A 20,208-nucleotide genomic window follows, 5' to 3' on the forward strand; every position below is an offset into this window, starting at 1 on the left:
AAATACATAGCGCCCCGTAGCCTTATCTGACGGCCGTCCTACTATACCAGGGAAGAAGATTTTTGGCGGTGTGTCGGATATAGCAATGTTGATTTCGCTCTGGGTCATTACGTAGTTTGCGATTTGATTGTAACGCCCACGGGTGAGTCCCTGCTTCATCAGATACCTCCGCGGGAATACATGATGACGGTCTCCGCGGTTGAGTAGTAGGTCTCGGACACAGATCGTAGTTGAGAGAAATCCTTTATCACCATGGAATGCCTGTGCCGCTTGATAGGCAATAAAATAGGGGCTTGTCGAGCTAGAAGTTTCCATGCCTTGAAGCAGCATTCCTGTCCAATAGGTCTCAGGAAGTTCGTTTTCAATGGTGGACTCCACATAAGGGCGTAATCCTTGAGTGATGATCTGGCGGATGTCGAGATCAAACATGCTTTCTGGACTTCCTGAATAACGTCCAGTGAGGATCGACATCGCATACCATCGACGGATCAAGCTCTCAACTTCAGATGGGGGGAGTCCTTCTTCACGCCCCTGCAAGTAAATAATGAAGGCAAAGTTTACAGCATTCTGACTACGGATCATCCTAGATGTGAGGAATCCTGAAGAGCGTAGAATCATGGTCAGTCGATCGAAGTTGGTCTTATTCATGAAGTCAGAGACACCTTCCTTCAATCGATTGAAAGTATCCTCTACAATTACCTCCTCATACTCGCGCGTCTCAAAATTACGGCCAGATAGAAGGGAGACCAGATCCTGCAGTTTGCCACGCTTAAATTTTGAGGTGAACGCCACCCGTAGCATATCGGTGTAGGTTGGATCGTACAGATCGTCGTTTACATCCTTAAGCCAAGTCATTTTTGGCCAAAACGAAGAACTTATAAAGCTGGAATCTTTTTTGATATCCGTATAGGATCCAGGTGCGATTGCCAGATGACAGAAGTAGTCTATGGCCTTACGTAAGAGTCCGCCGTCGTGGGTTTCATTTGCCGCGATTTTTGACATTGCGAAGTCTGCCTGTGAGAGAGGAGTGCCAGCTGAGTTCACACGGATAAAAATTTCAGTTACCTTGTCAATATCAAGTTTCTCATCCAGTTCAATGACTCCGACCTGATTATTGACGATTTTGATAACCTCTAGGATTGCTCGGTTGATGTCCTTTGGCAAGGTATTCTCATTAGAGGCAGTATAAGTATGAACCAGCTCAAATAGATCCAAGTTAGGATCAAAGATAGCGGCAACGTCATTAATCCAGGCACGGTCTTTCTCAATGGCCGGATTGCATACCTCGAAGCGTTTTTCCAAAGGATTGAATGCGATGCGAATTCGAACTGATTTATAATCTTTGGTAAGTACAGTGTGCCCTAGAAGTGCCGCCATGAGCGCGGTAACTCGTTGTTGACCGTCAATCAAGATGCGTTTTCCGTTAGAAAAAGTGCCATCCTTTAGTTTGATTGAAGGATTGCGCCAAGAAATCAAGTAGCCGATTGGGTAACCCTGATGCAGTGAGTCAAGTAGATTACGCACTTGTGTTGAATCCCATACAAAAGGACGCTGGATTTCGGGAATTGCAATATTTTGTGTCTTCACCCAATTCAGTAAGGTGTCTATCGTATAAGAAGTGACAGAATATTGTTGTTGTATAGCCATGAGATGTTATACTTTATTTTGCATCCGAGTAAACACCAGTAAAACCATTCAGTTTTATCGTACGTTGCAGAGGCTATCGTCCATACCTTATATAGATACATTTGTCAATTTGAAATTTGGGACTGTTTCGTTGAATTTCGTTCAAGCGAATCATTGCAGGCATTAAGACATTTTCAGAAAATCTGACACCCGCGCTTTCTCGTTTTTGAGGAAGTTGATCAAGACTTTGAAGTTGGGGGAAGCCGAACACTGGAATTCGCAGAAATTCAAAAAGAGATAGCGACTACAAATTTTGATTCTGAACTAGATATCCTCAATGAAACCTTGAAAGCACAGAAGGAATCTATGGATGCCTGACTCAGTGGTATAGATTGGCTAATTGGGGTTGATTTTGGTGTACCGATCGCAGTGGGCGTGTTCGCCATCTTGGTAGATATATTCAATTGGGGAGCGAACTTATTTGTTTGAGGCAGCTGGGGATCTGATATCGCAGGAAACTGGCCCCTGAACAGTAATTAATTTCGTGGTAGGAGGTGTATACAAGTTCCATCGGAAGCATAATCACTGTTTGATATGGCGGAACGGGGAGATTCTGGATTCAAATCATGCACGCTTCTAGCTGTTTGATCTAGATATATAGACCAGAGGCACGCATTAGCGCAGCATACATTAGCCGTTTGGTACACTTGGGTTTGGAGCTGGATCACGTTCGCATAGGTTTTCCAAGTGTGGATTGACCTTGTTATGGAGAGTTAATAGCGGTTAGCTTACGTTCGAAAACGCACGATATCCACCGATCAAATACGCCGAATAAAGAGTTGGACAATTCACCATTGGTTTGTCCCCCAACCACGACATTCACATGAATCATGGTCGTCCCCCAAGGACATTCATCTCCCAAAGCTCACCAAGAGAGTACGCATCCAACCATTCTCCTAGGGATTCACCATCGTGCTTTCTAAATACCGATTCCCCCAATCCGTCACGCAAGTCACCTACCGACAGGGCAGTTGAACCTCTTCGTTCGACAGTGATGATGTCTTCAGGCTCAAACTCATCAAGGAAGGATACGGACTGCGTTGTGAGAATAAGCTGGGTGCGACTTGATGCGCTGCGCACCAATCCAGCCAAGACAGTCAAGGCTCTTGGGTGCATTCCTAATTCTGGTTCGTCGATCAGAATTGTAGAAGGCAAATCTGGTTGCAATAGAAGCGTTGCTAAACCTATGAACCGTAGTGTTCCGTCAGAAAGCTGGTGTGGCCCGAATCGGTAATCCGAGCCGTGCTCCTGCCATTCAAGGCGGATCTTTTCCGGATTGAGTGGACTGGGACGCAATGCAAAATCCCTGAATCTCGGGAAAATTCGACGCACTGCACCTCGGATCAACTCATAGTTCCGGGAATGTCTCTCTTGCAACGTGTAGAGAAAAGCCGCCAAATTACCTGCATCAGGCTCCAATCGATCATTGTCGTGAAGGTCACCTGTTCGCTTAATACGAGCCGTCGAACTAGTATCATGGAAGTGATATACTTTCCAAGAGCGGAGCGCAGGCACAACATAGTCAACCACGCGGTACCCCGATTCTTCATCGTTTTCGGGGGCAAGAGCCTCCTTGTGTCCCCTTCCTAATCTTTCTCTGTGAGGAATTTTCGATCCTGTTTTGGTGAAGTATAAAATTTCTTCTCTAAACACTAGCCTGTCGTCTTCAGTTGGTGTGAGTTGGATCTCATAGCCGTTACGACCAAAGTATAACCCTGCATCGATGCTATTGGTCACTTTCGTACCGTGGTGCAGCGTCGCATTTGCACCACCGGAACGACGAACGAACAGCTGAAGGTGTCCTTCAATCAATTCATTCAGCATCCGGAAGAAACTGATAAAGTTGCTCTTTCCTGCTCCATTAGAACCAATCAGTACGTTGATAGACCCCAATCTAAGATCAAGCTCCTTGATGGACTTAAACCCCTTGAGCTTTATATGAGTGAGTTCTGGCATGTACTGTCGTACCCTTTCAATAAAGAGGGGCGTGCACGAGGCTCCAGCACTTGCACATCCTCTATGGTGGTTCGGAAAAACGACCATCCGCGATGTGTATGCGGACTCCTCAGAAGGTTCAGCCTAAGATAAAAACCTTAGGAAATATAGACTTGCCAAACTTCTGTTCGATTTCTTGCAAGATATGCGGTGGAAAGCTTCTGGGCATATTTTGGGCAGGACTTACTTGGCTCCAGATAGGGCTCAAATAAGAACGCCCCAAAATTAGCTTTGACGGCATCATTTGAGGCGTTCTCGTTGGGAGCCAACGGCCGGACTTGAACCGGCGACCTGCTCATTACGAGTGAGCTGCTCTACCACTGAGCTACGTTGGCATAGGGCGGGTTTCACGCACAGTAAGGGGACTGGTTTCTAAACTGTAGAGTGACTACAACAAATCAAGTAGCCAAAGCCTCCCGTATTACTCAGAAATCTTTCTTTTTGTGGTGTACTCCGAAACCAAGGCGGTAATTCTGGGGTGATCTGTCGGTAGCGCAAGGCCGTCCCAATATATGAGTGATCAATCATTGAGAGACTTCGCCAAGGCATGGGCATATCTCCTTGGAGTACTGTCAAAACCCTTGACTGAATCCACGGAGAATGTTATATATTTGATCAATTCTGCAGCGTCAATTTATTTACTCTATGCATTCGACACGCGAATCTGATTTTGAGGAGCTGCTCAAAATTGTTCGTACTGTATGCGATCTTCGAGCTGCTGCGTCACTGCTGGAGTGGGATCAGGAGACCTACATGCCGATAGGGTCAGCAAAGGCGCGATCCCAGCAGGTTGCAACACTCTATTCAACATCACACGAGATATTCATTCGGGATCGTACAGGCGAGTTGCTGGAGCGTTTGAATGGGGTAGATGAGGACCCTATGGGGTTTCAAGCGAGTCTTTTGCGTGTCACTGAGCGTGATTTTTCCCGTGCCTGTAAATTGTCTCCTGATCTAGTGGGTGAAATTGCCGAGGTCACATCCAAAGCGAAAGGCTCATGGGCACAGGCGTTCAGTGAAAATGACTTTGGCAAGTTTACAGATGACTTGGAAAGAGTTATTGGACTCTGTATTCAGAAGGCCGAGGCAATTGGCTACTCGGATCATCCGTATGACGCACTTTTAGACGAATATGAACCTGATGCTACGTCAGCCCAGGTAAAATATCTTTTCGAGGATTTACGCGCGTCACTGGTCCCGATTGTGCAGGCAATTTCAGAAGCTCCGCAGCCTGACAACACGTTCCTCAACTTCTCTTATGATGCGGATATCCAGTGGGACTTTGGGATGGAAATTCTTCGGGATATCGGATTTGATTTCCAGCGGGGGCGCCAGGATACATCCATACATCCATTTAGCACCTCATTCTCTGTAAACGATGTACGCTTGACGACACGAATCCACGAACGTAATTTAGTCTCGGGTCTTTTCAGTTCTTTACATGAAGCGGGGCATGGCATGTATGAACAAGGCATTGATCCAAAGCTTGAAGGCACGTTTCTTGCCCAGGGGACATCACTCGGAATTCATGAATCGCAATCCCGGCTTTGGGAAAATCAGGTCGGCAGAAGCGAGGCGTTCTGGAGGTGTTACTATCGTGATTTACAACAGCGCTTCAAAAGGCAATTAAGCGACGTCTCGGTGGGGGAGTTTTATCAGGCGATTAACCGTGTCAGCCCCTCTCCGATCCGTGTAGAAGCAGATGAGGTAACCTATAATTTGCACATCATGCTTCGATTCGAGCTTGAAATGATGCTCCTGGGGGAAAACGTATCCGTGCAGGAGCTGCCTGGGCTCTGGTTTGATCGAATGGAAGGGTATCTGGGGATCCAGCCAGAAAGTGATACAGAGGGGGTTCTTCAGGATATACACTGGGCATTGGGAGCAATCGGGTACTTTCCTACGTATGCGCTGGGGAATCTAATGTCTGCTCAGATATTTACACAAGCCAAGTCCACACTAAAAGACCTTGATGATCAGATTGCGCGGGGAGAGTTTAACCCTCTTCGTGAATGGTTACAAACGAATGTGTATCATTGGGGGCGCAAGTTGTCAGCCACTGAAATCATCGAATGGCTCACAAACGGAACTATCAGCGCAGATTCCTGGCTTGAATACATACGTCAAAAGTATAGTGCTATTTACGGGAATCTGCCTTAGGTTATATCCATCACCCACTAAATAATATTACATGACATCCAACACAGTTAGCGGAGGCACCAACTCACCCAAATTTGCGATTGAGTTTTATGCAGAGGGTGCACATCTTAGTCAGCGGGACAGAGATGCGATTGAAACACGAATTCATAAGTTGGCGCGTGGTCACCGCGATATTGCCGGTGCTTCCGTAGCCATAGAGTGTGTCAGTGGAGCCAATAAGCACGCGGAGTATAAGGCCCGCCTGGTGGTCTACTGTAAGCCAGCAAATATTGCAGCATCCCGGACACAGTCTTCTGTTCGCTTAGCAGTGAGTGAGGCTCTTGAGGCGGTTGGACGCCAGATTCGCGAACAACGTGAGCGCATGCGTGATCGTCATCGAACAGCCCGTGCAATTTAGGCCAAACCTTCATTTCTGACCAATATCTTGCTGTCGAAATAGTCATCCCCACCGGATGACCCCGTTTCGTTTATCGAAGAGCCACAACTAAAACAGATGGAAGACTTGCTTTCACACTGGTCCCCCGCATCCTGGCGAAAAAAGAATGCCATTCAACAGGTTGTCTATACGGATGAGGAGCAACTTGCAAGCATACTCAATCAGTTAAGTCAACAGCCGGCTCTGGTTACTTCTTGGGAGATTGAAGCCTTGCGTAACCAGCTCGCAGAGGCTGCTGCCGGGCGTAGATTCCTTCTTCAGGGTGGAGACTGTGCAGAGCGATTTGAGGATTGCACAGTGGAACTAATCAAAAACCGGCTCAAGATTCTGCTCCAGATGAGTGTAATTTTGATCTATGGCTTACAGATGCCGGTCCTCCGGGTTGGACGCTTTGCCGGTCAGTATGCGAAACCTCGGAGTGATTCACATGAAACCCGCAATGGAGTCTCGCTCCCTTCGTATCGGGGAGATAATATTAATGCACCTGCATTTACCGCAGAAGCCCGGATACCAGATCCTCAGCGCCTCATGCAGGCATATTACTGCTCTGCAGTTCAACTCAACCTTGTCCGTGCATTGGCAGATGCGGGTTTTGCGGATCTTCATAATGCAGAAAACTGGAACCTGAGTTTCGCTCAAGGAGCACCTTATATCCAGAGCTATCAAACAATTATTAGCAAGATTCACAGAGCGTTGGATTTTGCTAAAACAGTATCGGATCATCCGATTGGCGGATTGGGGCGTGTCACCTTCTATACGAGCCATGAGGCGCTCCATCTTCCTTATGAGGAAGTGTTCACGAGAGAGGTTACGCATGCCAATGCAATCTACAACCTATCAACACATATGCCCTGGATTGGGAAACGGACGCTCTTTGCAGATAGTGCACATGTAGAGTACATGCGAGGAATACGCAACCCGGTTGGAATTAAGATCGGCCATGACATGGCCCCCAGTGACCTGATTCCTCTAGCGCGTTTTTTGAATCCTCTGAATGATCCTGGGCGGCTAGCCATGATCACGCGGATGGGAGCTGCAAAAGTCGAGGATGCCTTGCCACGTTTAATAGAGGCTGTTCGGGGTGCAGGGTTGAATGTGCTATGGTGCTGTGATCCAATGCATGGAAATACAGAAACGGCAGCCAGTGGAATAAAGACACGAAAGTTTGAAAACATCTTAGCTGAGCTGGAAGCAGTGATTGATATGCATGCTCGCATGAAAACCATTTTGGGAGGTGTTCATTTTGAACTGACGGGAGAGGACGTTACAGAATGTGTCGGAGGAGCAAGCGGTGTAGAGGAAGAAGATCTTAACCAGCGCTATCATTCGACGGTAGATCCCCGATTGAATGTGAGTCAATCATTGGAGATGGCCCTGCGGATTGCGGAGAAGTACCAAAATATGGAGAGTGCCTAGGGCCTCGGAAGTGTGGTCCATAGAGTGATTGCCAGAATCAATTTCTTTATGCACCTGCCGGGAATAATCTGTTCCTTTGCCCGATGAACTTGATCAAGTATTTGGATGCAGTATGATTTGATTGCAATGGGGCGCTCCTCCATTGATCTGTATTCGAACGATATAGGGGCGCCATTTTCGCAGATATCCAGCTTCGCCGCCTATGTGGGAGGCTCGCCAACGAACATTTCTGTAGGCACATGTCGCCTCGGCTTGAATGTCGCACTGCTTACCGCAGTCGGCGAAGATCCAGTTGGAGACTTTATACTGGACTTCCTGAAGGACGAGGGGGTGGAAACAAAATACATTCCCCGGAAACCCAATCGGCGTACGAGCGCTGTCATCCTGGGGATTGAGCCACCGGATCGTTTCCCGCTGGTCTATTACAGGGACAACTGTGCGGACAATGCACTGAGTGTTGATGATGTCCGGGCGGTTCCGATCACGCAGGCGCGTGTCTTTGAGTTTGCGGGCACGAACCTGGCCCAGGAACCCAGTCGGAGTGCGACGTTGTATGCGGCAAAACAGGCCAATGAGTCTGGCGTGTCCGTCATTCTTGACCTTGATTTTCGTCCAGATCAGTGGCATGACGCCCGGGACTTTGGTGTTTCAATTCGAACGGCCCTGCGTAGTGTAGAGATCGTTATCGGCACCCAGGATGAAATCAACGCGGCAGTGCTGGAAAACCCTGACCAGGTTCAACTTATCGACCAACAGGTATCGGATGCCCGTGTGGAAGGGGATGTGAATCGTGCGGTCTCTACTCTGTTAGACCTCGGTCCCCGACTCGTGATCGAAAAGTGCGGGGCGGAGGGCGCACGGATCCATGAGAGGGGAGTGGCACCGGTTGAAGTGCCAGGTTTTCCCGTCGAAGTGCAGAATATTCTTGGGGCTGGCGATGCGTTTGCGGCAGGGTTTATCTACGGGCTGGTCAAAGGCTGGCCCTGTGTTCGTGCCGTCCGTCTCGCTAATGCCTGTGGTGCAATAGTTGTGACCAAGCATGGATGTGCCAACTTTATGCCCACTCTTGAAGAAGTCAAGGCAATGACTGCTCCGCACGGGGGCTTATAGCCTAGTCCGAATACATCTGCCCATTACGCGAGTTCCGGCGCAACTGCGTCACTGCTACTTGGCAGTGGTTTCCGTTTGAAGAGAGACAGCATGGCAACGGAAGCCAGAGGAGACAGCAGTGTAGATGCCAGAAGTCCTGCCGTGACCGTGACCGCCAGGCCAATCCAAAAATCATCATTATTTGGAAAAACCAGGAGGGGTAGCATCGCCGCACCACTGGTCAAGGTTGTTGTCCACATTGGACGCAATCGTTCACGAACCGCTAAGCGGGCCAAGACGGAGGGCGTCCCATGGGGGCGGGCAAGCTGTAATTGCCGGAAGCGATCCGTTAAAAGAATGCTGTCGTTCACGGCAATCCCGATCAAAAGTACGCTTCCAATTAAGGCACCTTCCACGAAGCTGGCCTCGGTGATTATGAAGCCGAGACAGACCCCTACTGCTGCAAGTGGAACGCTCAGCATGACGACCAGAGGTAGACGCCAGGACTCAAACACGGATGCAGTGACCAGGAACACAAGTAAGATGGTTGCTGCAAACACCCAACTGAACGCACGCTTGGTCTCTTCAGTGAAAAAATAGCCGGATCCATCTTCAATTCGATATCCGGGAGGAAGGGGGAATGAAGCTAGTGCATTTTCGATAAACCTCCGCCTCATGTCGAACGGACCACGGAAATCCACACTGATTCGCCGTACATACTGTTGATCTTCCCGTTCAATTTCCGCCGCCATCTCAACGATTTTGTAATCAGCTACTCCTGCGAGTCTGAGAAGAGAGCTGTCGCCGACCACTAGGGGGCGTTGCGTAATACGGTCAACGTCAAGACTCGCAGCATTATTGACGATGAGACGAATGGGGATTCGTGAATCTCCCGCTATGTCAGCTCGCCAGCGAGGATGTGTTGTTTCGAAGTAAGGCCGCATGCGATGATTAATCCAGTAGGCATCCGCCCCGGTCCTTGCGGTCGCATCTGCAGTCCATTCAAATTGGAGTACTTGGCGGGCCTGGCTTCGAATCCATGAACTCCCCATCGCGTTCAGATCAACCCCCTGAACTCGACGACTTCTACGTTTCACAAAGTCTCCAAACTGATGAACGAGCAAATCCAGATCTTCATAGTTGGGACCATACAGGCGTACGCTTGCTCCACCGATTCCCCCACCTCCCCCACTGTAATATGATGTTTCGGGAATAATTCCACTCACAGATACGGTCATGCCTCCAAGTAAAATGGCACGTCCAACCAATCTCTGTTGGAGAATATAGGGGCCTGGGGTTGCTAAGGAGCCCTTTTCGAACTCAATATTTAAGTAGGCATAGTCTTCACTGATCCTCACATCGGTTCGATATACACTCTCTTCTGCCAGGGCCATCTGTTCAAAGTTCGCAATGAGTGAATCGCTTCGTTCAATGGTATTTCCCTTAGGAAAGCCTAATCTCACATAGATGCTTTGGCGTTCAGGGTAACTCCAGGGTTTATAGAAGGACACGGTTCGAAAGAAAGGCCGCAGGACACCGCCCGTCAGTGGATCGATGTATTCTCTGGCATTCTGGACGATAGGAGCCCCCAACGAAGTATTATAGAGATTCGCAAAACGCTCCCTAACCTCGCTTGACCATCCCAACCGAGGCTCGTTAAATTGCATGGGGAGTTTCCATATTGGAACCCCGAGCAGCAAAATCAAGGCGATCAACGTGCTTTTGGGAAAGCGTGCAACTAGACGGTAGGGTATGGCAACCGTTCGCCTGAGCCACTTCCATTCTGGTTTTTCAACTTTCGGCGGCAAAAAACGCACTACCACCGGCACAAAAGCGATCGCACTGATTAACGAAATCAGAAGCGTAATACTCACCAAGACTCCAAAAGGCAAAAACAAATCACGCAAATCTCCGCTCAGATAAACCAGTGGAAGCATGACCGCTATCGTGCTCAGTGTACCTCCTAGTAGTGGTAGCCAGACCGCTTTCAAGGCTGCTTGTGTGCGTGCGACATGCAACTCCAGTCCCCGCATTCCGCGTGCAAGGAGTTTTTGTTGTTGCAGAAGGAGCTGTTCAACAACGATGACACTGTTATCAATGAGGAGGCCGAACACCAGGACCAGCCCTGCGAGTGTAATGATGTTTAGAGATAGATCAAAGAACCTGAACAGTGCAAGCGAAGGTGCAAGGGCCACAGCAACGCTGAATAGCACAATGACGGTCGCTCGTACGCTTTTGAGCATGAAGAGCAGCACGAGGGTCACCAGGATGAGTCCGATCCCGCCACGTAAAGTCAAGTCATCCAGTAATTCCCGGACATCTTCAGTGCGATCTAGGACCACCAGCAGTCTACCTCCTTCCGGCAGAGAATCCCGTATATCCTCAATTCGATCATAGACTGTCTCCGCAACATCGATGATATGAGACCCACGAGTACGCTCTAGATCCAGAGCTACGGCATTAAGTCCGTCAATGCGTCGAATACTGAGACGGGGTGCGGGACCCAGTTCCAAGTTGGCAACCTGATCTAGCCGGACAGGAAGATCCCCTGGCCTGCTTTGATTGACAATAATGGAAGACAGGTTATTCAGGTCAAGCTCTGGTCGATTCATCATCAGATGCCCTCGGCCCCGGGCATCCATTCGACCGAAAACATGATCGCGCAATGACGAACTCACCTGTTCCATCACATAACCGTACTCAATTCCGTAGGCGTCAAGCCGGTCCGGTTCCAATGAAATCAAGAGCTCACGTTCACTACCACCGGTAACTTCAACCAAATCAATGCCAGGTAGACTCTCGAACTTGGGCTTCAGGAGCTCATCGGCTGTTTTTCTGAGTTCATCCGGGCTGTAGGGGCCGATCAACCGTAAGGTCATAAATCCCTGAACGTCACGAAATGCTTCCGGGATTTGCTTGGTCAGGCGGGGAGAAACGTTTTCGGGCAGCCGATCTCTGAGCAGGGTCAGGTTTTCTCCGATCTGCGTAGTGAAAGTGCCCAGGTCGACATCCTCATCCACCTGGATTTGTATGTGGGATTGGCCTTCGGATGAGATGCTGTTGATTTCAGCAATTCCTGGGACCGTTTGGATTTCGCGTTCAATGGGTGCAGTGACATACCTCTCTACCTGTCTTGGTGAGGCTCCCGGCCAAATCGCTCGTACACTCACGCGGGGCAGTTCCGTTTTGGGAGAGTACTCAATTGGAATATCCGAAGCAGCCCAGATCCCGGCGAGGATGATGGCAGTACACCAGGAAATCACAGCGATGGGCCGTTTAAGAAGACCTGCTGCACTCTTACTGAGCATGAAGGATCAATTGGAGTAGTCCAGTACGCTGAACCAACGGTGCTAAAGATAGTAGAGTTCCTGCCTAGAGAGCAATAGAGATTTAGTTCGTTTTACGCAATTCCTTAAACCTCCGGCACGTTTATTGTCTTAGTTGTTCTATCAGGAATCATTCTTTAGTATATGTCGGATAGATCCCGTTCATCGCGTAGAATTAAGCCATGGCACATTTTCGGCTTGGTTCTGGCATTGGCAACAACCGGCCTGATCTTATACGGAGTCTGGCCTGCCGTCTTTGGCGAGGAAGCAGAGGACGATCGGGAATTGACCGAGGAACCGGAACCTGCGCGTGCTCCCGTTGAAGTCCTGGTATTGGAGCGGGGAGAATTTCCTCTCCGTGCAGAGGCAACTGGGCATCTGGCACCATGGCGTGAATCCAAAATCAGTGCGGAGGTCAGTGGGTTAATTCTTGAGCGGCCGGTAGAAGAAGGGCAGCGTGTACAGGCTGGGCAGGTTTTAATGCGCCTCGATGATCGTGAACTGAAAATTCGTCTTTCCGCAGCCGAAGCAGCTCTTCTGAGGGCACGCGCAGATTATGCAGTCCAAATCAGCAATGCCGGGGAGGTGGAGGCAGCGGATACAACAAAGCTTGCAGAGGCCAGGGTCCGGTTGAAAGCCGCAGAGGAGGCGTTTGCAGCAGGGTCAATCACACAGACGGAACTTGATAATGTGCGTCGCCATTTTGAAGCGATGGATGTGTTGGCCGGGAATCAGCGCGAAGCTGTAACAGCCGTGTATACCAACTTAACTCAGCAGGAACAAGAGGTAGAGCAGGCACGCTTGCAATTGGAGCGTACACAGGTCATTGCCCCTTTTAACGGCCGGGTTGCGGATCTTCAAGTGGAGGAGGGGCAACATGTAGGAATGGGTACTCATCTTCTCACGCTGCTTCAAGATGACCGGATGAAAGTATCCGTTGATGTTCTTGAGGGAGATCTGGTGCATGTTACTCCCGGGGTTACTGCGAATGTGGTTGTGCCAAGCTACAGTGATGAAGTGTTCCAGGGCTATGTGCATGCGGTGAATCCTTCTGTAGATCCCAAGACCGGTTCCGGACGCATTACTGTAGCACTTCGAAATCCAGGTGGCCGACTTGTTTCCGGCCTGTACGCGGATGTCGCGTTGGAAACGAATCGTTTGCAGGATCGGATGGTTGCCCCGTCTGAAGCCGTCATTGTTCGGCAGGGCAGGGAAGTTGTCTTCCTGGTTAGAGGGGGCCGGTCGTACTGGATGTACGTGATTGTGGGAGAGCGTTCCGGCAATTTTACAGAGATTATTGGCGGAGATCCCCCCAGTGTCGTGGAGCCAGGTGATTCCCTGGTCGTCCAGGGAAACTACGCATTAGCACATGACGTCCCCGTGGAAGTCACCAGAGTGGTGGAGCTAGGGCTTCGTTAAAGCTTTACTTCAACTGGCCTATCTTGATCAGGTATGAAATCCTTCATCTTCTCCTGCCTGAATCGCCCTGTTGCCGTTACGGCATTCTATGCTCTGCTGCTGGTTTTGGCAGTCGTTGCTTATGTGCGATTACCTGTGGCATTGCTTCCCGATTTGCGCTATCCCGGGTTGGTGGTATGGACCAGCTATCCTGATGTGCCGCCAGACAGAGTCGAACGAGCAGTAACCGAACGGATTGAGCAAGCGGTTGCTGGAACGGCCGGTCTTACACGGGTGACGTCACGCACTTTGCTCGGGGGGAGTCTTGTGCACATGCAGTTTGGGTGGAATTCGAACCTAGATCTGGCATTACTGGATGTTCGGGAGAACCTTGATCGGCTGGGAGACACGTTTCCAAGAGAGGCATCAAGACCCGCGGTTCTTCATCTTGATCCAGGGGATCGTCCCATTATGGTGATCGCACTTCGTAACAGAGCAGACCAGCAAGGCAGTGATCGCCCGGAGGACCTGGTCGAACTCAAGCGTGTTGGCCGGGATTTGATTGCACGCCGACTAGAGCAGCTCAGCGATGTCGCACGCGTTCAGGTAACGGGAGGTTTTGAGCGCCGGATCGAGGTTGAGATTGATCCAGATCAGAAGCTCGCGTACGGGATCAGCCTCAGCCAAATCGCAGGTGAGCTTGAAGGGTCAAATGTGGCACTGCAGGGGGGTGTCATTCGGCGTGGACCGTTCCGCTATCCGGTCGAGATTAGCGGAGAATTCAAAGACACGGAGGATATCGCTCAAACGGTTATTTCCACACGAAACAACACGCCAATCCGACTCCGGGATGTGGCCCAAGTACGCGATGGAGTAGCGGAGCGGCGTGGACTGGTTCGACTTGATGGTGCGGAAACGCTGCTGTTGCTTGTTGAGCGTAAGGCAGATGCGAATATCGTTCGGGCCGTGGAAGAAATCCGTACGGTCTTAGCCGAATTGGAAGAAGAATATGAGCAGATTTCTCTTGACGTCGTAGTTGATGAGAGCGAGTTTATTCAGGCGGCCATTGGAGGTGTGACCCAGGCCGTGCTTCTAGGTGGACTGCTGGCCATCCTCGTTTTGTTTGCATTCCTGAAGCGGCTGCGGGCTCTATTGGCTGCCGCTGTGGCGGTACCGCTTTCTATAGCGGTCACACTGGTCTTTTTCGAACCCCTGGATGTCACCTTCAATTTAATTTCGCTCAGTGGGTTGGCATTAGGTGCAGGGATGCTCGTTGATAATGCCATTGTTGTCATTGAAAACATTGCCCGATTACGTGAGCAGGGGCAGTCACCATTACAAGCCGCACGTAATGGTGCATCAGAGGTGGCAGGGGCGATTACCGCAAGCACATTAACCACGATTGCAGTTTTTCTGCCGATCACGCTGGTAGAAGGTCTGGCAGGCAGGCTCTTCAGAGATCAATCTCTGGCGGTTGTCTGTTCGCTTTTGGCGTCGTTACTCGTGGCGTTAACCGTGGTCCCACTCATCGTATCCCGTGAAAGGCAGACTGCCGATCGGCCCGTCTATAAGTCTCATGCTGGATCAAGGCTATTGACCCGGTATGGGCAGGCCCTTTCTTGGAGCTTGGATCATCGTTGGACCGTCATGATGTTCTGTACTCTATTACTCATGGGTGCGGGTTTATTGATTTCAAATTTACCTCGCGAGGTGATCCCCGAGACGGAACAGGGGCGTGTAGATGTGCGGATTACGTTGCCGACCGATGCAGACCTAACCATGATAGCATTGCGCGCCTCCGAGATTGAATCGCAGGCCAAAGCCAGAGGATGGGCAGACCGAGTGCTTGCAGATTTGGGAGAGCGGGATCAGGCGCGTCTGGATCTGGATCCGCGGCCACCTTACGAGGGCGATATTACTTTGTTGTTACCCCCAGGGCAAAACGCGGAGGAGGTACTGTTGGCCGTGCAATCAATGGATTTGCCGGATGATGTCTCAATCAAGGCACAGCGTGTTGAGACGCAATTAGAGCAGTTATTGACTGTCAGTGATGCGGATCTGCTGATTGATCTGGTTAGTGAAGATCGCCGTGATGCAGAACAGGTTGTCGGGCGTGTCCAGCAGTTGTTGGAGGCGCGCCCGGAATTGGTGAATGTACGACGTACGGATGCCGCTTCCGTGCCAACCTACCAATTGACCTTCAAGCGAGACATGATGAACCGTTACGGTGTTCATGCCAGAACGTTGACCTCATATCTTGAGGCCGGTGCTCGGGGAAGTGAAGCTACGACCCTTAAAACCGTGAATGAGGAGGTCCCGATTGTATTGCGCTCACGTCATATTGATTCGATTGAGCGGCTGTTGGCCGAACAAATTCCTGCACGTGATGGCTTAATGCCCATCGGGACTTTTGTAACAGCAGAATCAATCCCCCTGCCTGCGGCGCTTGTGCGGGTGGAACAGTCTTCCGTTGTCCGACTCACAGCCGACATTGGGCAGGGATATGATCTGGGGCGGGCAATGGGTGCAGTCACCGATGTAACAAGTAGGACATTACCAATCACAGTACGTAGCCGTGTGGGCGGCTCTGTGGAGGTATTTCAACAAAGTTTGTTTGGTGTAGCTTTGAGTTTGGCACTGAGCTTATTGCTCGTGTATCTGATTCTTGCAGCGCAGTTCGAAAACCTGATTCAGCCGCTCATTATTCTGATCTCTGTGCCATTGGCAGCAGCGGGAGTTGCTTTTGTCCTTGGACTCACGGGGCAGTCGATCAATCTGATGAGCCTCATGGGAACCGTGGTACTCGTTGGAATTGTGGTGAATGATGCAATTATCAAGACTGATTTCATCAATCAGCGGCGCGCCGCAGGCATACCGATCCGCGAGGCCATTATGGCTGCGGGACATGATCGTGTACGGCCGATCCTCATGACGACCATCACAACGGTTCTGGGGTTATTGCCGTTGGCGATGGGTTTTGGTCAGGGGGCGGAGCTGCGTGCACCACTGGCTATTGCGATCGTTGGTGGCCTAACTAGCGCGTCCGTGCTGACCCTCTTTATCGTTCCGGTGCTCTACAGCATCCTCGCCCGCATGAAATAGCTACGTAGTTCCTTACTTCCGCTTGTATCTTACAAAATCCTATAGAAGGACGTTTCTGTCTGATTTGCGCTACGTTAGTGTTCATCTTTCCAGCACCCTATAGCCTTATCTGACGGTCGTCCTGCTGTACTAGGGATGCGGATAAAGTACGTGTTGGAGTGATCAAAGAAGTTGAAGACGATCGGCAAATGTTGGAAGTGTTTTCTTTTTGTAGTGATCCTGAAGCTGAGGACAATTGGTAAGGCGCCGAGGGGGTGAGCATTGATGGACGAAACGGAGAGTGAATGACAGATCGTTGAAGATTTTCAGGTATTCAAGATCGTTATATCTTCCCAACGCAAGCTCGCAAAATTCGCTCATTACCACTTTAATTTCGCAAACTTGCGTTTAGTTGTTTTAGCAACTCCCGGCCCTTTTCCGTCAGTCGGTACTTCTGTTTGCTGCTGCGAGGTTTGTCGGGAACGGTCATTTCCAGCCACCGGGCATCAAGTAGAGGTTGGAGGTAGTTTGTCCGGAAAGTCTTTAGATGTGTCAATCTTACCAGGGTCATGATCTCCCTCGCCGTGCGGGGTACCCTGCAATGCCAGACAACTTGTGCGGTCACTTGTGCGGTCACGTCCTCCAATATGTTGGCAAGCGGCTTTAAGGCGTCGTTCGAAAAGATTTTAGGGTCTACCTTAGACTTGCTCTCGACTTGGGTGGTCTCCTGCTCTCGACTGGGCCCGGACTTGGTATCAACTTGTGCGGTCGCTCTGGGAAAAGTCATGCTCACCCACGACTCCGAAACCTCAATCAGGGCCTCAGGAACCCCATGTTCACGACACAGGTTACGAATACGCCGGATGCCGGAACCGATCTTTTCAACAGCATCCATTCGGTGCAGAATGTCAAACAAAAGCGGATTGCGTGGAATGCTCTTAATACCAAGGTCCGATTCAGTCATGCCGGCAGGCAATCCACCCGGGCTGACGATCTCTAGCCGATCCGTGAAAAGATATATCTGTACATTGGCGGTGGAGCGGTAGTCTCGGTGAGCCAGAGCGTTGACAACCGCCTCACGAATAGCCTCTTCGGGGATTTCTGGGCGCTCTTCCCGCTTCACGTGTTTAATGATGTACTCAATATTGATCTTGGAAAGAATCCAAGCCATCACGTCTTCAATCATCGAATAGACATCGCCATGGAAGTCGCGCCTGTCAAGAATGCGCACTTTGTCGGTTCCCATGAATAGAGCGCAGGCTAAATCGGCACTGATATTGAACTTGCGAATGTCTTGGGCCAGCAACCAAGCGCCAGCGTGTGTCATCCGGCCATTTTCGTCGATCAGATGCAGGTTACGCAACGCAGTCACCGGTTCCATCTCAGCGGGAATCTTGGCGCGGCGTCGAAATAGGAGCCAGTTCTCTCCATCCAAATCTCTCTCCAATGAAAACTTATCGCACGGAGTTTCGACGAAATAGATCAGCCCTTCCTTATAGAAGAACTCTCGGATCTCCTGCCTCGACATTTGCTGACTACTGGCTCCCTGACGGATAAAAAACTTTCCTCCAAAGGAGTAAGGCTTGTTGCGCTGGGCCGGGACCCTTACTCAAAGCACCTCGCCTGCACTTTCGATTTCCACCGCAACGGGAGGGTCGGCGGAACGGGCGATTGACTGGATTTCGGATTTCAGGCGATTGTGATTGGCAACTCCACATAGGTCGCCATTGTCTTCCACGCCAAGAAGAATCGTTCCGCCGGTAGCATTGGCAAAGGCGCATATCTCGCGTCCGAGTCCAGAAGTGCTGGAGCGTTTGAACTCAGTTGTAAACCCTTCACCGAGAGCAATCAGTTCAGAAAGGCCTTTTGGATTCATTGTTGGTCGTGTATCCCAGGTTCCGCATCATCAACGTCGAGGGAGGCGGCTGTGTCCCTTCGTCTGGATCTGCTCCAGCAATTCTTCCAACTCGGTCACTTTTTCTGGATGTTCGTCATATAGGTTTACCGACTCGCTGAAATCTGCCGACAGGTTGTACAGTTGTCCTGCAGGTTCTCCAGGCTCCGGTATGTAGTCGCGAGGTTCAGAGAATCCACCAGACCCTCGGTGGGGAATCAGCTTCCAGTCTCCGCCACGCATTGCGAAAAAGCCGTTCAGGGAATGTTGTACCATAGATGTGCGGAGTCCGGGTGACGTCCCTTGCAGAATCCCCAGAATGTCATAGCTGTCTTCAGCAGCATCCGGTGGAAGTTCTACCTGCAGGATAGATGCGGCAGTAGCCATGAGATCGGTCAACGAGACCAACTGATCGCTCACAGCGCCTGCTTCAACCCTCTCCGGCCAACGGGCGATGAATGGTACTCGATGTCCTCCTTCCCATATGTCTGCCTTTTGTCCACGCAGTTCCCCATTGGCACGATGTCCATAGTGCTCCACATCACCGGGGGGCCAATGTGCTCCATTGTCACTCGTCACAATGAGGAGCGTTTTATCAGCAATATCGTTGCGGTCCAGTGCATTAAATATATCTCCTACGACATCGTCCACCTGTGCCACGAAGTCACCATACATTCCTGCTCCCGTGGTTCCCATGTACGATGAATCGGGCAGCCAAGGTGTATGGGGGGCTGACAGAGGTACATACAGGAAGAAGGGAGCAGAATCTGCATGACCATCAATAAACTCCACGGCCTTCAATGTCGTTACGGGCAGCACATCCGCGTGATCAAAGTCAGGTGCAATAGCTCCAGCACGCCAGAAGCCACCGCCTCCTCGTCGTCGATGCTCACTCCGCCCAATTGTGTCCGTCGGTGCCTGGACTACCCATTCATTATGCACATATACGTAGGGAGGAAAATCCAATGATGAAGGAATCCCGTAGAAATAGTCAAAACCTATCGCATTCGGTCCTGGAGCAAGGCGTTGATTGTAGTCGACGGGTTCGATGGATCCCAGACCGAGGTGCCATTTACCGACGGCCCCGGTCGTATAGCCATTCTGCTGCAGCAGTCGTGGCAAGGTCAGCCTTGTCGTATCTATCAGACTCTTCGAATATCCAACGAGGACTCCTCTCTTCATGTGAGTTCTCCATGCGTAGCGCCCGGTAAGCAATCCATAGCGCGTCGGTGTGCACACCGCACTAGGCGAGTGGGCATCTGTGAACCGCATACCGTCGCGTGCTAGGCGGTCTATGTGAGGCGTCGAAATTTTCGATTCCGAATTGTATGCACCCGTATCCCCGTAACCCATGTCATCTGCCAAAATCACAACGATATTCGGATGGTCAGGTGCAGGGTCGCAGGAGGAGATCAGTAGGGCCGAAGGCAGGAAAAAAAGAGCATTGATCAACAAAATTCGTGTAGTTACCGAACGGTATAAAACGTGTTCGACTTCGGCTGACGAGGGGGAGTAGGGCATTAGCACTTTAGCGTAGAACAATGGTTATGATTGCCCGAAATGGCGGGTTAGCGTTTACTGATAACGCGTGGGTATTTTCCATTTGCTCCAACATTAGCAGCAACATACCGTCGGTTCGTTGAAATCTAACGTTTTCGACCGATTTATGGGGGTGTCGCTGACCAGTTTGGTCAATTTCAGTTTATTCTTCCATTCCGAGTAACTGA

Annotated in this window: 12 protein-coding genes and 1 tRNA gene; 6 read left to right on the forward strand and 7 right to left on the reverse strand. The window is 50.4% G+C overall.

Annotation, left to right across the window (positions count from 1 at the left end; translation table 11 throughout):
• The 3 genes from F4Y64_06495 to F4Y64_06505 all read right to left on the reverse strand — a co-directional run.
• Window positions 1-1,647 (reverse strand): DUF262 domain-containing protein (locus F4Y64_06495; protein ID MXX97248.1); only part of this gene is annotated, 1,647 nt, incomplete at its 3' end.
• Between the two features lie 867 nt (window positions 1,648-2,514).
• Entirely contained in the window at window positions 2,515-3,642 is a 1,128-nt protein-coding gene (locus F4Y64_06500; GenBank protein MXX97249.1) for an AAA family ATPase, read from the reverse strand.
• 302 nt (window positions 3,643-3,944) lie between these two features.
• A tRNA-Thr gene (locus tag F4Y64_06505) sits at window positions 3,945-4,016 on the reverse strand.
• Window positions 4,017-4,326: 310 nt separating this feature from the next.
• On the opposite strand from F4Y64_06505, the gene F4Y64_06510 reads away from it, so the two are divergent.
• The 4 genes from F4Y64_06510 (at window position 4,327) to iolC (ending at window position 8,803) form a co-directional block, all read left to right on the forward strand.
• A complete protein-coding gene (locus F4Y64_06510; GenBank protein MXX97250.1) occupies window positions 4,327-5,841 on the forward strand; it encodes a carboxypeptidase M32 in 1,515 nt (504 codons plus the stop codon).
• Window positions 5,842-5,872: 31 nt separating this feature from the next.
• A complete protein-coding gene (locus tag F4Y64_06515) occupies window positions 5,873-6,238 on the forward strand; it encodes an HPF/RaiA family ribosome-associated protein (GenBank protein MXX97251.1) in 366 nt (121 codons plus the stop codon).
• A 96-nt stretch (window positions 6,239-6,334) separates the two neighbouring features.
• Entirely contained in the window at window positions 6,335-7,693 is a 1,359-nt protein-coding gene (locus F4Y64_06520) for a 3-deoxy-7-phosphoheptulonate synthase class II (GenBank protein ID MXX97252.1), read from the forward strand.
• A gap of 105 nt (window positions 7,694-7,798) precedes the next feature.
• Window positions 7,799-8,803 (forward strand): 5-dehydro-2-deoxygluconokinase, encoded by a 1,005-nt coding sequence (gene iolC, locus F4Y64_06525; GenBank protein MXX97253.1) that lies wholly within the window; start codon window positions 7,799-7,801, stop codon window positions 8,801-8,803.
• 23 nt (window positions 8,804-8,826) lie between these two features.
• Here the strand turns inward: iolC and F4Y64_06530 are convergent, their stop codons facing one another.
• Window positions 8,827-12,090: an efflux RND transporter permease subunit gene (locus F4Y64_06530; protein MXX97254.1), complete on the reverse strand. Its 3,264-nt coding sequence runs from the start codon at window positions 12,088-12,090 to the stop codon at window positions 8,827-8,829.
• 162 nt (window positions 12,091-12,252) lie between these two features.
• Here F4Y64_06530 and F4Y64_06535 point away from each other — a divergent pair, with 162 nt between their 5' ends.
• Window positions 12,253-13,527 carry an efflux RND transporter periplasmic adaptor subunit gene (locus F4Y64_06535; protein MXX97255.1) on the forward strand — a complete coding sequence of 425 codons (1,275 nt, stop codon included), beginning with the start codon at window positions 12,253-12,255 and terminating at the stop codon, window positions 13,525-13,527.
• Between the two features lie 33 nt (window positions 13,528-13,560).
• Entirely contained in the window at window positions 13,561-16,608 is a 3,048-nt protein-coding gene (locus F4Y64_06540) for an efflux RND transporter permease subunit (protein MXX97256.1), read from the forward strand.
• A 367-nt stretch (window positions 16,609-16,975) separates the two neighbouring features.
• Here F4Y64_06540 and F4Y64_06545 read toward each other — a convergent pair whose 3' ends face one another.
• From F4Y64_06545 to F4Y64_06555, 3 genes are all read right to left on the reverse strand, one after another.
• Window positions 16,976-18,115: a hypothetical protein gene (locus F4Y64_06545; GenBank protein ID MXX97257.1), complete on the reverse strand. Its 1,140-nt coding sequence runs from the start codon at window positions 18,113-18,115 to the stop codon at window positions 16,976-16,978.
• 81 nt (window positions 18,116-18,196) lie between these two features.
• A complete protein-coding gene (locus F4Y64_06550; protein MXX97258.1) occupies window positions 18,197-18,463 on the reverse strand; it encodes an ATP-binding protein in 267 nt (88 codons plus the stop codon).
• Between the two features lie 30 nt (window positions 18,464-18,493).
• Window positions 18,494-19,936: an arylsulfatase gene (locus F4Y64_06555; protein ID MXX97259.1), complete on the reverse strand. Its 1,443-nt coding sequence runs from the start codon at window positions 19,934-19,936 to the stop codon at window positions 18,494-18,496.
• Window positions 19,937-20,208: the final 272 nt, after the last annotated feature.

Source organism: Rhodothermaceae bacterium, assembly GCA_009838195.1.
Lineage (GTDB): Bacteria > Bacteroidota > Rhodothermia > Rhodothermales > Bin80 > Bin80.